Source organism: Candidatus Pedobacter colombiensis (assembly GCA_029202485.1).
In the GTDB taxonomy this organism is placed as follows: Bacteria; Bacteroidota; Bacteroidia; order Sphingobacteriales; family Sphingobacteriaceae; genus Pedobacter; species Pedobacter colombiensis.
This window is the reverse complement of sequence record CP119313.1, coordinates 4,599,071-4,612,977: the sequence shown is the minus strand read 5'-3', so window position 1 is coordinate 4,612,977 and position 13,907 is coordinate 4,599,071. Positions and strand designations below refer to the sequence as shown.

Annotated in this window: 10 protein-coding genes; 4 read left to right on the top strand and 6 right to left on the bottom strand. The window is 38.7% G+C overall.

Annotated elements, in window-relative coordinates; all coding sequences use genetic code 11:
- Positions 1 to 99: 99 nt before the first annotated feature.
- Both P0Y49_19210 and P0Y49_19205 read right to left on the bottom strand, forming a co-directional pair.
- Positions 100 to 1,266 (bottom strand): FecR domain-containing protein, encoded by a 1,167-nt coding sequence (locus tag P0Y49_19210; GenBank protein ID WEK18905.1) that lies wholly within the window; start codon positions 1,264 to 1,266, stop codon positions 100 to 102.
- Between the two features lie 69 nt (positions 1,267 to 1,335).
- The gene (locus P0Y49_19205) at positions 1,336 to 1,881 is read right to left on the bottom strand and encodes an RNA polymerase sigma-70 factor (GenBank protein WEK18904.1); all 546 of its coding nucleotides are present in this window, start codon (positions 1,879 to 1,881) and stop codon (positions 1,336 to 1,338) included.
- A gap of 508 nt (positions 1,882 to 2,389) precedes the next feature.
- Between P0Y49_19205 and P0Y49_19200 the strand changes: the two genes are divergently transcribed.
- From P0Y49_19200 to P0Y49_19185, 4 genes are all read left to right on the top strand, one after another.
- Positions 2,390 to 5,458 (top strand): TonB-dependent receptor, encoded by a 3,069-nt coding sequence (locus P0Y49_19200; protein WEK18903.1) that lies wholly within the window; start codon positions 2,390 to 2,392, stop codon positions 5,456 to 5,458.
- Positions 5,459 to 5,463: 5 nt separating this feature from the next.
- Positions 5,464 to 7,008 carry a RagB/SusD family nutrient uptake outer membrane protein gene (locus P0Y49_19195; GenBank protein WEK18902.1) on the top strand — a complete coding sequence of 515 codons (1,545 nt, stop codon included), beginning with the start codon at positions 5,464 to 5,466 and terminating at the stop codon, positions 7,006 to 7,008.
- 5 nt (positions 7,009 to 7,013) lie between these two features.
- Positions 7,014 to 7,721 (top strand): hypothetical protein, encoded by a 708-nt coding sequence (locus P0Y49_19190; GenBank protein ID WEK18901.1) that lies wholly within the window; start codon positions 7,014 to 7,016, stop codon positions 7,719 to 7,721.
- A gap of 105 nt (positions 7,722 to 7,826) precedes the next feature.
- A complete protein-coding gene (locus tag P0Y49_19185; GenBank protein WEK18900.1) occupies positions 7,827 to 9,473 on the top strand; it encodes a hypothetical protein in 1,647 nt (548 codons plus the stop codon).
- A 2-nt stretch (positions 9,474 to 9,475) separates the two neighbouring features.
- Here P0Y49_19185 and P0Y49_19180 read toward each other — a convergent pair whose 3' ends face one another.
- From P0Y49_19180 to accC, 4 genes are all read right to left on the bottom strand, one after another.
- The gene (locus P0Y49_19180) at positions 9,476 to 11,068 is read right to left on the bottom strand and encodes a M28 family peptidase (GenBank protein ID WEK18899.1); all 1,593 of its coding nucleotides are present in this window, start codon (positions 11,066 to 11,068) and stop codon (positions 9,476 to 9,478) included.
- An 11-nt stretch (positions 11,069 to 11,079) separates the two neighbouring features.
- Positions 11,080 to 11,520: a ribose 5-phosphate isomerase B gene (gene rpiB, locus P0Y49_19175; protein ID WEK18898.1), complete on the bottom strand. Its 441-nt coding sequence runs from the start codon at positions 11,518 to 11,520 to the stop codon at positions 11,080 to 11,082.
- Between the two features lie 35 nt (positions 11,521 to 11,555).
- Entirely contained in the window at positions 11,556 to 12,449 is an 894-nt protein-coding gene (tatC, locus tag P0Y49_19170) for a twin-arginine translocase subunit TatC (GenBank protein WEK18897.1), read from the bottom strand.
- An 82-nt stretch (positions 12,450 to 12,531) separates the two neighbouring features.
- A complete protein-coding gene (accC, locus tag P0Y49_19165; protein ID WEK18896.1) occupies positions 12,532 to 13,872 on the bottom strand; it encodes an acetyl-CoA carboxylase biotin carboxylase subunit in 1,341 nt (446 codons plus the stop codon).
- Between the last annotated feature and the right edge of the window lie 35 nt (positions 13,873 to 13,907).

Below are 13,907 nucleotides of genomic sequence, written 5' to 3'. Positions count from 1 at the left end.
CCGGGAACATTGCCGTGTTCCCGGATTTTTTATGTCTGTTCTTAAGTTTTTTGAGGTGGTTAGTAAAGGTTTATTTCATGTGGTTAGGTTTTTAGGTGTTTAATCTTTAAAATTTACGGTTACAGTTTTATCGCTTAAGCTATATTCTGCACGACTAACCGTTTTTAACATTTCCAATACCTGGCTTAAAGTTGCTTGCCTCCGTATTGTTCCGCTATATCTCTTTCTGTTGGGTTCTCCATTGTAAACAATGTCTACATCATACCATCTGGAAACCTGATCAAGGATATCCTTTATCCGATCTTCCTTAAAATAAAATACACCTTCTTTCCAGGCAATTGATTTGTAAGTGTCTGCAGGATGAACGGTTAAGTGTCCATCATAGGTGAAGGCCTGTTCTCCTGGTTTGATCAGACGTTTGTTAGTGCCTTCAGAAATCTTAATGGCACCTTCAAGTAGCGTAGTTTTGCTAAATGCTTCATACGAGCTGATGTTGAAGTGGGTTCCTAATACCTCCACCTCTGTTTTGTTGAAACTTACTATAAATGGAAGCGCCTTATTGTGTGCTACTTCAAAGTAGGCCTCACCGGTCAGTTCTACCCGTCGCTCATTCTTATTAAAATTGCCAGGGAAGCGTAAAGAAGAAGATGCATTTAACCATACATTAGTTCCATCAGGTAAAATCATTTTATATTCACCGGCTCTCGGTGTTTTTAATAAATTATAGCCATTGCTGTTGTTTCTTTTTCTTGTAGCGCTAAAGGCCAGGACACCATCTTTAGCACCTATTGCTGCATGGCCATCTTCAGCTGCTAACCGAAGGCTGGTATCATTAAGGTTAATTACTGATCCATCTGCTAATTCAAGTGTTGCCTTTTTACTCCCCGGCATAATATCCTGAACAGCGGCGATCCCATTATTTCCGGTAGATTTTATTTTTGTGCTATAGGTATAAATACCTATGCTAATCATCAATATTGCTGCGGCACTATACCGTAATATTTTAGCCCAGACTAATTTTTTTACCGGCATAAGACCAATTTGTTTTGAAACATCTTCCCAACCCTTGTTGATATCTACCGCGTCCAAATAATTGATTTCCTGCTGTATATGCGCTGTGTTTCTGAAGGATTCAACAAGTGCATTGTTCTCAGCTGAAGCGTTGAGCCATAATTCAAACTCTTTTTTCTCCTTACCGGATAGTTCGTTATTCAGGAACTTAATGATAAGTTCGGATGTATGTTTAAAATTGTTTTGCGTTTCCATAGACAGTTATAAGAAACCCGAAAAGCAAAAGAGGGTGAAAGAAAGCGGAATTATTTTTAAATAATTTGATTATTTCAGCAAAAAAACTGAAATAATAGCAAATAAATCTGGGTTTAAACGCATTTTTAGTAACTGTAGGCCGCGCTTTTTCTGGGTTTTAACGGTGTTGATGCTAATGCCAAGTTCTGCTGCAATTTGTGGGTTTTTTAAACCTTCTAAATACCCCATACGAAAGATTTTCTGACAATTGTCTGGCAAAGTAGTAATTACCTTGTGTAATTCTGCGAGCACTTCCGATCTAATCATTGAATTTAGAGCCACGGCATCCTCAGAGGGATCAGCCTCCTGATCATTTAGAAAGCTATGCTCTAGTTTTTGCCTGCGTAGCTTATTAAGGCATGCATTTCGTACCGATGCGTATAAAAATGCATTTACGGTAGCATCATGTTCCGGCCTGCCATCCATATTCCAGTAAGTTACAAAAACCTCTTGAACAATATCTTTGGCTGCATCATCATCCTTTAAAAATTGAATCGCAAAATGACATAACCTTGCATAATTGTCCTTAAACAATTCTTCAAATGAAAATGCCGTATGTTGTATTTGTTCTCTCAATACTATTGATGATGAATGAATTGCTAAAAATAGGGTTTATGCAGGAGCAATACAAGATTAAAAATAAGTACTGCCAAAATGAAATACACTGATCTATTGTGGTAATGGAACCGAAACGGGGGACTGCCAGCCGGATGAACTGTACTTAAGATTGCTTAAGACAATTAAGATAGTGCCATTACGGCTCTCTTAAGGATAAAATGATGATAAAAATTCTTTAAATACTGCCAATATAATTGATAGCTTAGCTAATTTGAGTAATTAAAACTTCAAAACTTATTAGTCAATTGCATTAACCAAGTTATACATTATATCAGGTGAATTGAGCATGGGCCGCTTGTTGCCCTGTATCCAGTTAAATTGGGGGATAAAATAGGCTGCTATATGTTTTTTAGTAATAAATTAAACCAAATAATCCAATATGAATAAAAATTTTACACAAACAATTTCCTGTAACATAAACATGTTTAGGAGGAACGGGACTAGACGAAAGTTAATATTGCTTTTGATGATGTTGCAGTTTGTAGGATCAATAGTCTATGCTCAAACAATTAAGGTTACCGGTACTGTAACAGACGCAAAAGGGGAATCTTTACCTGGTGTAAGTGTTAAAGTAAAGGGTACTGCCATTGGAAGTACTACGTCTGCTGACGGTAAGTATACCGTAAATGTACTGGATGCTACTTCGGTTTTAGTGTTTTCATATATTGGATATATCAAACAAGAAGAGGTAGTAGGAACAAGAAAAAATATCAGTGTTAAGTTAAAGGAGGATGAAAGTAGTCTGAATGAGGTGGTTGTAACTGGTTTTGGACAAACCATGCCTAAGAAGGATCTTACAGGAGCGACGGTGGGTGTGGGAGCACAGGCAATCGCAGAACGCCAGCCAACTACTTTATCTGAGGCACTTCAGGGACAGGCAGCAGGGGTGTTGGTAACTACGGACGGTGGATCACCTTCTGGTCAGGGAAATATTCAAATCAGGGGTTTATCGAGTATTAACGCAGGTAATGGGCCTTTGTATATAATTGATGGAATTACCAGTGAGAATGCCGACTTTGTAAATCCCATGGATATTGCTGATATCCAGATCTTGAAAGATGCTTCTTCAACTGCCGTTTATGGCTCCAGGGGAGGGAATGGGGTAATCCTGATTACCACAAAGAAAGGTCAGGATGGTAAGCCTAATATTGGACTCAGTTACAATAATATTTTTGGTAGATTGGCGCATAAACTACATACTTTAAGTTCGGACGAGTTGCGTAAATATCGTTCAATGCGTAGTGGTGGTAGTGGAGCTATTCCAGACTCCTTAAACCCTTATACCAATGCGGATAATGATTTTCAAGATCTCTTGTTTAGAACTTCAAACAGAAAGGTTGTTGCTTTGAGTGCTAGTGGAGGTACCAAAGGATCTACCTATTATGCTGGGATTAACTATACTGATGATCAGGCAATTATTTTGAATAGTTCATTGAAAAGACTTCAAACTAAATTGAATGTGGAAAGTAAACTGACAAGTAAATTGACTTTTAGCAATAACCTGGCATTTGCCTATCAGACAGGTAATGAGATTCCTGTAGGTACCAGTGCAAAACAAGTATTTGAAAAGAATCCATGGACAAGTATTTATCGCCCCGATGGATCCTATGCGGGTTATATTGAATCCAAGCGAAATCCGGTAGCTTATGCCATGCTTACTCAGGATGTAGATAATAATTATACTGTACAGTATAATACTAAAACAGATTATGCATTTTCAAAGTACCTTAAAATATCCGGACTTTTCAATGCAACGCTTGATACTAAAGGTAATAATTTTTTCTCACCTTCTTCATTAACGAATGGTGGGACTGGTACAGCTACTGGAAGTAATACTTTTAGCAGAAGGTTCAAATGGGAGGGACAAACGTATCTAAACTACCAAAGAACATTTAATAATGACCATACCGTTACTGTAAATGCTGGATTAACTTCTGACAGAACTAAAAACGAATCTTTTACTATTGGGATGATGAATTATCTGACGGAAGCCATCAATAACAGTAGTGCGGGAACAGTTGACTTGACTAAAACGAAAACTGATGGTTGGGCGGTTTCTAGTGCAGCTGCATTTATCAGGGGTAATTATAGTTATAAAGGAAGGTATATTCTTCAGGCCAATTATCGCAGGGATGGGTCTTCCAGATTTGGGCCTTTAAGAAAATGGGGTGATTTTACTTCTGGTTCAGCAGCCTGGCGTTTTTCGGATGAAAAATTTATGTCTTTTTCAAAAAGCTGGTTGGATGATGCGAAGTTGAGATTCAGTTATGGAGAGGCAGGAAATGATAACATTGGTAATTATTTGTATGAAAATAATATGGAGTTCGGTGTATATAATTATAACGTGATCAATAGTGCAACTGAGAATTTGACCATGGGTAATCCTGAAATTCAATGGGAAAGTGTAAATACAACCAATTTGGGGGCAGATTTTACCCTACTTAAGGGAAAAATCTCATTGACTCTTGATTATTATGACAAAACAACTTCTAATTTGCTATACAAAACAGAGATCCCGAAGGAAACCGGTAAGTCAAATGCAACTATAAATCTGGGTACGATCCGAAATAAAGGATTTGAGTTTACCATCAATGCTACGCCATTTAGAAACAAAGATTTCAGCTGGAATACTTCTTACAATATGTCATTTCAAAGAGGAAAGGTTGTTAAGTTGGCAAATGGGGTACCTTTAGTTGCTGGTAATATTTTCAAGATTAGAGAAGGTGGCCGTATAGGAGATATGTTTGTTTATAAAAACCTGGGTGTTTATCAGTATGATTCTTCTAATGCTTATACACCTGATGGAATTAGGTTAACTCCGGATTTATCCACACTGACAATTTTGCCTGGTGATGCTAAAATGGATGTAGTATCCAGATATTTCTTAAATGGTCAGGAATACACAGGTGAAATCAAAAGACGTATGAATGGTGTAAATGTATTGCGTGCCGGGGATACGGAATGGTTAGATGTAAATAATGATAATGTAATTGACGATGCTGACCTTGTGAATATTGGAAATGGCCTTCCTGATTTTTACTTTGGTTTTTCCAATACGTTTAAATATAAACGATTCTCTTTAAATGTGTTGTTTAACGGACAAGTTGGTAATAAGGTTTATAATTCTGTTGCAAATGGACAAAATACAGGTAGCTCAACCTACTCTCCCCCAACTTATCAGATGATTACAAATTCCTGGTGGGAAAAAGGTGATGTTGCACTTTATCCAAATATCCTGGCTAAGGATGATCGTGGTAGCATTAGAAATGGTTACAATAGCTTATATGTAGAAGATGGAAGCTTTATCAGATTGTCTAGTGCGAGACTTACTTATGCCCTGGATCAGAAATGGGCAACCAAAGTGAAAATGAGAAATGCAAGCATTTTTGTGTATGGAACTAACCTGGCAACCTGGACTAAATATAGTTGGTACGACCCTGAATTTACAAGTTCAAATGCTTTAACTCCTGGAGTAGATGGTGGAAAGTATCCAAGAAGAAGAGAAGTTGGTTTTGGTGTAAACTTTAATTTTTAAGAAAGATGAAGAAGATATTTATAACAGCAGCATCCCTGTGTGTTTTATTAACCTTGGGTAGCTGTAGAAAATTTTTAACGGAAGTTTCACCTACTACTATTAAGGTGACTAATTATTATACTAAAGTTGGGGACATTAATTCGACCCTGGCTGGCCTTTACGGTTCTTTCCAGGTAGAGATGTTGGGTGATGGGACTAATAAGTATGGAGGTAAATACCATTATTGGGGTGAGATAAGGTCAGATAACTTTGAAGATTCTGGATATCGTTCTAGTATAAGTACGCAGATGGCCTTCAATACACTTACTTCTGGTAATACGGTTTCAAACTGGGAAGGTTTATACAGGACGATTGCTATCGCTAACAATTGTATCAAATATTTCCCTGTAGTTCCTAATTATGATAAAAATGCAACTCAGGCAATAGTAAATGCAGGTTTGGCTCAGGCTTACGCCATGCGTGCGATGTGTTATTTCTACATTGTACGCTTATGGGGCGATGCTCCTCTGCGCACCGAGCCTTATGGTGATTTAAGTCAGGAACCAAGGCTGCCAAGGACATCAAAAGATGAGATTATGAATAAAGTTATTATTCCTGATTTGCAAACGGCCTATGACCTGATTCCTAAACAACAAAGTGCAAACATCTGGTATATTAATGAGGCTGCCATTGCTGCTATTGCTGCTGATGTTGCTATGTGGAATGCAGGGACGAAAAACAATGCTGCAGACTATGTTACTGCAATTGCATGGTTTAAGAAAGTTTTTGCGGCTAAAGGTCAAACAGGAGTCGTATACGGTGAAACCAATGCAAATTTGGAGCCTACGGCTACCTGGAAAAATCTGTTTCTAAATCCGACTACAACTAAAGAATCTATCTGGAGCATCAACTGGAATAGCGGCTTTAACGGCTGTGCCTGTATTCCTATCGGAAAGCAAAAAAGTAACAATCCGGTTATGGTGGATTCGTTAATTCATGCTACATGGAAATTAAATAAATTGGATACAAGGGTACTTAAAACTATTGATACACTTAGAGGAATCAATCACCAGGATAAAGTATTGAAGTACTATAACTATGCTACGCAAATTGTAGTTAATGACGATCCAATTCCATTGAATATATATGCTGTAATGTACCGTTTAGGTGATATGTTCCTACTTTATGCAGAAGCATTGAATAAGACCGGAGACAGGGTAAACGCACTTAAGATGATGAATCTAATTCATGTGCGTGCAGGTATGCCAGCTATATTGGCTACAGATCCATCTGTGTCTACAGGAGGTGTTCTTGATGAAACCAAATTGGAAGATGCAATTTTAAAAGAAAGACAATACGAAACTTTTGCTGAAGGAAAAAGATGGTTTGATTTGGTGCGTACCAATCATGTATTTAAAGTAATGGATCCTATTCTTGACAGAAGAAGAACGCTTAGGTATGGTGTTCCCTCATCTTCGGGTTTTGCAGAAGCAACCCGAATTTTATGGCCAATCTATAAAACGCTGTTAGAAGATAATACTAAATTAGTTCAAAATCAGCCTTATAATTAATTATTATGAAAAATTTTAAATTAAACATAGGAAAATTAGTTGCTCTGCTTTGCTTATCATCTGCCCTGTTTGGATGTACATTATTTGGGTTGGATATGCAAAAAGATACAAATAGAGTTCCCCATACCATTGATCCGCATATTAATAAATCTGCATGGGAATTCATTAAGGAAAGAGCTACTACAGGAGATAAAACCTTTGAACGTTTAATGGCTGCTATTGTATATTCGGAGATTGATACGATGGAGTACATGAAGCCTAACAGAACTTTTATTCTTTTAAATAAAGATGCTGTAGGTAAAGCATCTGTTGGTGTATGGCCGAATTTTCTGGTGGCAGCTAAAACACCAACTGCCTGGACGGCTTATCCTAAAGAATTTGTAAAGAACTATTTACTGTATATGATTGTTGATGGCATATATGACCATTATACACTGCCTCCAACCGAGTCTGTGAAGGCCCAGACTTTATCTCCAAAAGGATATTGGAATACTTTGCCTGCTGGTATTACCTTAGCTGGATTCGCGCCTAATCCTGAATCGACAATATATTTTAGGATTGCAAGTATCTCGCCAGGAAGTCAACAAGATTATCCGGTAGTCATTAATGACAATACGAATTATGTAAGAACCTCCGATATTGTGGCAACAAATGGTACGATACATGTAGTAGAGAAATTTGTTACCCCAGTGCTTCCTACTATACTTTACTAGGTTAGTCCTTAATATTTTTGAACAGCATAAAGGCTGACTTGTTTTCAAGTCGTCATTATGCTGTTTTTTTGTACCCTAAACAATTATTTACCTTAAATTTTATTTATGCGTATTATATTTTGTTATCTCGCTGGACTGGCCTTAATGATCGTGTCGTGTTCAAAAAAAAGCACTCCAATTACCCCTGATCCAGTGGTTAATCCACCGGTTGTGGCACCCCCATCAGACAGTAACACTTCACTGGTTTATATTTCTGCATTAGGCAAACTGGCTTACAATAAGTTTGCGAATGAGGGAGAAATCAATAAAGATAATGTCATTCCCGATTTCTCCACCGCTGGTTACAAAGGTGGTGGTGTGGCTTTACCCGAGATTCCAGTAAAGAAAACCATTAGTGCTGTGGCTGGTGATAATCGCCTGAACATTCAAAATGCAATTGATGAGGTAAAGAACCTTCCTATGAATGGAAGCGGCTTTAGGGGAGCTGTGTTACTGCAACCAGGAATCTATGAAGTTGAGGGAACATTGGTTATTGATAAAAGTGGAGTTGTACTGCGTGGCATGGGACAGGGCTTAACGGGCACGATAATTAAAGCAACAAGAAAAACACAACATAATTTGATTGAGCTGAAAGGAACAGGATCTGGCTTGGCTGAGATAGCTGGTACCAGAAAAAAAATTACCACCAGTTATGTGGCTACGGGTGTCCTGAGTTTTGACGTAGAATCAACAGTAGGGTATGCAGTTGGGGATAACATTGCCATCTATCGCGTGCCCAATCAGGATTGGATTAACGCGTTGGACATGGCACAATACGGCTGGACGGCGCAGGATTATGCCATTAGTCACGAACGTAAAATTGTTGCGATCAGCGGAAACACTATTACATTGAATGCCGCCATAGTAGACCCAATGCAAATCAAATATGGCGGTGGATTTATTTATAAGACAAATGTAAGTGGCAGGATTAACAATTCTGGCATTGAGAGTCTACGTGTAACTTCTTATTATGCCAATGAGGATGATGAAGATCATGGCTGGAATGGCATTGTTTTAACCAGGGCAGAAAATTGCTGGGTAAAACAGGTAACTGCACAATATTTTGGTTATTCGGCAGTGTCTTTGAGCACGCTTTCAGTATTCAATACGATTGAAGAATGTGCAATGCTTGAACCTAAATCCCAAACTACCGGTAGCCGTAAATATTCTTTTAATCTGGAAGCTGGTGCAAGTTTCAACTTGTTTCAACGGTGTTATACAAATGGTGGGAGACATGACTATGTAAGTGGCTCACGTGTCCCAGGTCCTAATGTTTTTCTGGACAGTTATTCGATCAATACCAAAGCGGATATTGGACCACACCACCGTTGGGCTACAGGTATTCTTTTCGACAACATTTACGGTGGCGAGATCCATGTTCAGAACCGTAAAGCAATGGGATCTGGCCATGGCTGGGCAGGTGCGCAGACAATGTTTTGGAATTGTAAGTCTTCAAATTATGATATTAAAGTGGAAAGCCCGGTGGGCGCTAAAAACTGGGGTATAGGTTGTACCGCGCCACAGAAAAATGGTGCCGGATACTGGGAGAGCTGGGGTACCAATGTTTTACCTAGAAGCCTTTATATTGCACAATTAAAAGATCGTATGGGCGCAATGGCTGTCAACAATGTTACGACTGCCGGACAGAGAAATGGGATGATATATGAATTGTTGCGTAACTGGGCAGGTGAAGGGAAACTCAACGCGCAATAAAGTTATTTCTTTTTGGTACCATCTTCGTTTTTATCCACTACCGGACGTTTGGCTCCATTTGCCAATTCCCATGCGGTAAAGTAAACCAATCTTGCTCTTTTGGCCAACATTGGAAAATCGATTTTGCTAATCTCGTCTCCCGGTTGGTGATAATCTTCATGAACGCCATTAAAGTAGAAGATCACCGGAATACCATGCTTTGCAAAGTTGTAATGATCAGAACGATAATAAAAACGGTTAGGATCAGTGCGGTTGTTATACCTTTCGTCCAGGTTCATTTTTACATAATCTTTATTGGCTTTTTTACCTATTCGGTCCAGGTCACTGCTTAGCATATCAGAACCAATGATATAAACAAAGTTGTTATCCGAAGCATGCTCTTTGTCGCCACGGCCAATCATGTCAATATTTAAATCTGCAATGGTATTCTCCAGTGGAAAGACCGGGTATTCCGAATACCATTCCGATCCAAGTAATCCTTTTTCTTCACCAGTTACCGTCATGAATAAGATGCTTCGCTTAGGCCCTTTTCCTGCCTTTTTAGCTTTAGCAAAGGCTTCGGCAATCATTAATACTCCGGTAGTCCCCGAGCCATCATCATCCGCCCCATTGTTAATTTTATCATCGCCGCTAACATTTGGTGTTATACCAATATGGTCGTAATGTGCGGTAATAACCAATACCTCATTTTTTAGCTTAGGATCAGAGCCTTCCAGAAAGCCAAGCACGTTTTCGGCCCTAACCTTCGTTTCCGTCTTTTTTGCACTTGCGGTAACCGCAATTTTCAACTCCTGGGATGCAGGTTTGTCACTTTCAGCAATTTGCTTCTTTACCGCTTCAACTGTGGTTTTAGATGACTTAAGCAGCTGGTTGGCTACCCCCGTCCTAATGTAGATCACCGGTATACTTTGTGGCCCCTTCATGCGGTCAAGATTTTCTTTGGTTTTCATCACCAGTTGTTCAGCTTGTAAATAGCTTTTGAAATTACCAGGCATTGCATCTACCATAGGATCTATAACCAAAACAGCCTGAGCTTTGTTGTCAGATAAAAACTTTATTTTAGTGTTGAGATTACCCCCGGAATTTTTTGAACCCGAGGATGTAGAAGGATCGCCGGATTTAAAAATCATCACCACTTTTCCGGCAACATTTAAGCCCTCATAGTCATTATAACCTTCTTTGCTAAGCCCATATCCGGCAAATAGTACGCTAGATGAATTAAAAGCAAATCCTTTATCTGATACTGAAGGAGACAAGACATAGAAATCTTTCAAGGGTTCTGCAGGTTGGCCTTCTATGGTTAAAACCTGCGAAAGCCCATAAGTTACCATGTCTATTGGCTGAAAATAATCTCCTTTCACCGGACCTTTTAAGCCTAAATTTTTAAAGTGAGCCTTGATATAATCAGCGGCCATCCAACCACCTTTTTTACCTGTTTCTCTACCCTCGTATTCATCAGAGGCCAAAACAGAAAGATGCTTATAGGCATTGTCTTTATTAATGGTTTGACTAAACTTAATGGCTTCTTTATTCTGTGCAAGGGCAGTGTAACCAATTAACAGAACAAGACTGGTATATAGCAATTGTTTTTTCATAACTTCGTTCTTTAGCACGAGATTTTATTCACTCTGGTGGCATGTCTTCCACCTTCGAAGGCGGTATTCAAAAAGGTTGTAACCATTTCTTTTGCCACCTCTTCCGAAACAAATCTTGCAGGAATGCAAATGATGTTTGCATTGTTATGTAATCTTGCAAGTTCCGCAATTTCTTTTTGCCAGCAAATTGCTGCACGGATGTGCTGGTGCTTGTTGGCTGTTATAGCCACTCCATTGGCACTACCACAAACCAATACCCCAAATGTATAGGCTCCGCTTTCTACAGCTTCGGCAACAGGATGTGCAAAGTCAGGATAATCAACAGAATCAGCGGCGTAAGTACCAAAATCTTTAACCTCATAATCATTTAAAAATGACCTTAGAAGCTCTTTGTATTCAAACCCGGCATGATCTGAGCCAATTGCAATTTTAAATTTTGTATCTGTCGACATCTTTTAAGTTTATATTGATAATAAAATAGGGCGTTTTATGGTTTCTTCACTTTGGCCACACCATACATTTCTTTATTTCTTCTGCGCTCTACACTCGCTGATATAAAGATACTTAATTCATACAGGACAAACAGTGGGAATGCAACCACAAGCATTGTCATTACATCAGCTGTTGGGGTGATCACTGCAGCAATGATTAAAATGATAACTGCGGCATATCTTCTGGTTGAACGCATAAATTTAGGTGTCATGATTCCAAATTTAGACAGGATATAGATGACAACGGGCAACTGGAAAATAATACCCGAACCTATGGTTAATGTCGCTACCGAAGAAAGATAGGAGGTTATGGTAAATGTATTCTGTATATCCGGACTTACAGTAAAGTTGGTTAAGAAGTTAACGGATAGGGGGCATACAATGTAATAACCAAACATAATCCCGATAAAGAAAAGCGTTGAAGCAAATAATACAAAACGACTTGCCGATTTACGTTCATTTTCATGAAGTGCAGGTTTAATAAACAGCCACAATTCAAATAAGACATAGGGGATACCCAATATAATACCAACCATTACGCAAGCATTAACTTGTAGTGTGAATTGCCCAGCCATTTCTGTGTTGATGATCTTTGCATCAATATGAGTGATACAAAAGTCGGAGCCAAATAGATTTGGCCATTGAGCTACCATTTTGCACATCATTCTATAAGTCCAGAAATCGGGGTTTTTTGGCCCCATAATCAGGTCGTTAAAAATAAAGTCAGAGAACCAAAAAGCCGCAATTGTAAATAGGACAATTACGAATAATGAGCGTAATAAATGCTTTCTTAATACATCTATGTGGTCAAAAAAAGACATTTCTGCCTCTAATGTTTTTCCTTTTTCCTTTATGGCCTCAATCAGGTCACGTTTTTTATTATTACTCATGTAAGTTATTTGTAAAACAAAAATACCATTCTTTTATGTAGAATGGTATTTACGTTTTAAATCTAGCAAATAGTTTTTGTCTTTATTCCGAAAACTCGAAAGTCTCCATAAATTTAGTCGTAAAATTACCGGCTCTAAAGTTAGGGTCTTTCATTAATTTTAAGTGGAATGGTATCGTAGTTTTTACACCTTCAATTACAAATTCACTTAAAGCACGTTCCATTGTACTGATTGCCTCTTCACGTGTTTGTGCAACACAAATTAACTTGGCAATCATAGAGTCGTAGTTTGAAGGGATTTGGTAACCTGCATAAACATGTGTATCAACCCTTACACCATGACCTCCCGGAGAATGAAAATTCGTTATTTTACCCGGTGATGGTCTGAAGTTATTAAATGGATCTTCCGCATTTATACGGCATTCGATAGCATGCATATCCGGTAAATAGTTTTTACCTGAAATAGGAACACCTGATGCAACTTTAATCTGCTCTTTAATCAAATCATAGTTAATTACTTCTTCGGTTACCGGATGCTCTACCTGAATACGGGTATTCATTTCCATAAAATAGAAATTGCGATGTTTGTCTACCAAAAATTCTATGGTACCTGCGCCTTCGTATTGTACAGCAATAGCTCCTTTAATTGCAGCTTCACCCATTCTTTCACGCAATTCAGGAGTCATAAATGGAGAAGGAGCTTCCTCAACCAATTTTTGATGCCTGCGCTGAATAGAGCAGTCGCGTTCAGATAAGTGACAAGCCTTACCATATTGGTCACCGATGATTTGGATTTCAATATGGCGAGGATCTTCAATGTATTTTTCTAAATAAAGTCCGTCATTGCCAAAAGCTGCACCCGATTCCTGTTTGGCGCTATCCCAGGCATTTTCAAAGTCTTCATCTTTCCAAACTATGCGCATCCCACGACCACCACCACCAGCAGTAGCTTTAAGGATAACAGGATAGCCTATTTCGTTGGCCGTTATGATACCTTCTTTTATATTTTCAACCAAGCCTTCAGAGCCTGGAATGGTAGGTACACCTGCTTTTTTCATGGTCTCTTTGGCCGATGCTTTATCGCCCATTGAGTTGATTTGCTCAGGAGTTGCCCCAATAAATTTAATTCCGTAATCACGGCAAACCGATGAAAATTTAGCATTTTCAGATAAGAATCCGTAACCAGGGTGAATTGCATCTGCATTCGTCAATTCGGCTGCAGAAATAATATTAGGAATGCTCAGGTAAGAATCCTTACTTGGCGGTGGGCCAATACAAACGGCTTCATCAGCAAAACGTACGTGTAAACTCTCTCTGTCGGCAGTAGAGTAAACAGCTACGGTTTTGATGCCCATTTCTTTACAGGTGCGAATAATGCGTAAAGCAATTTCGCCCCTGTTGGCAATTAATATTTTCTTAAACATATTTTTTTCCTTTTCGTCATCCTAATAGCTTAGGA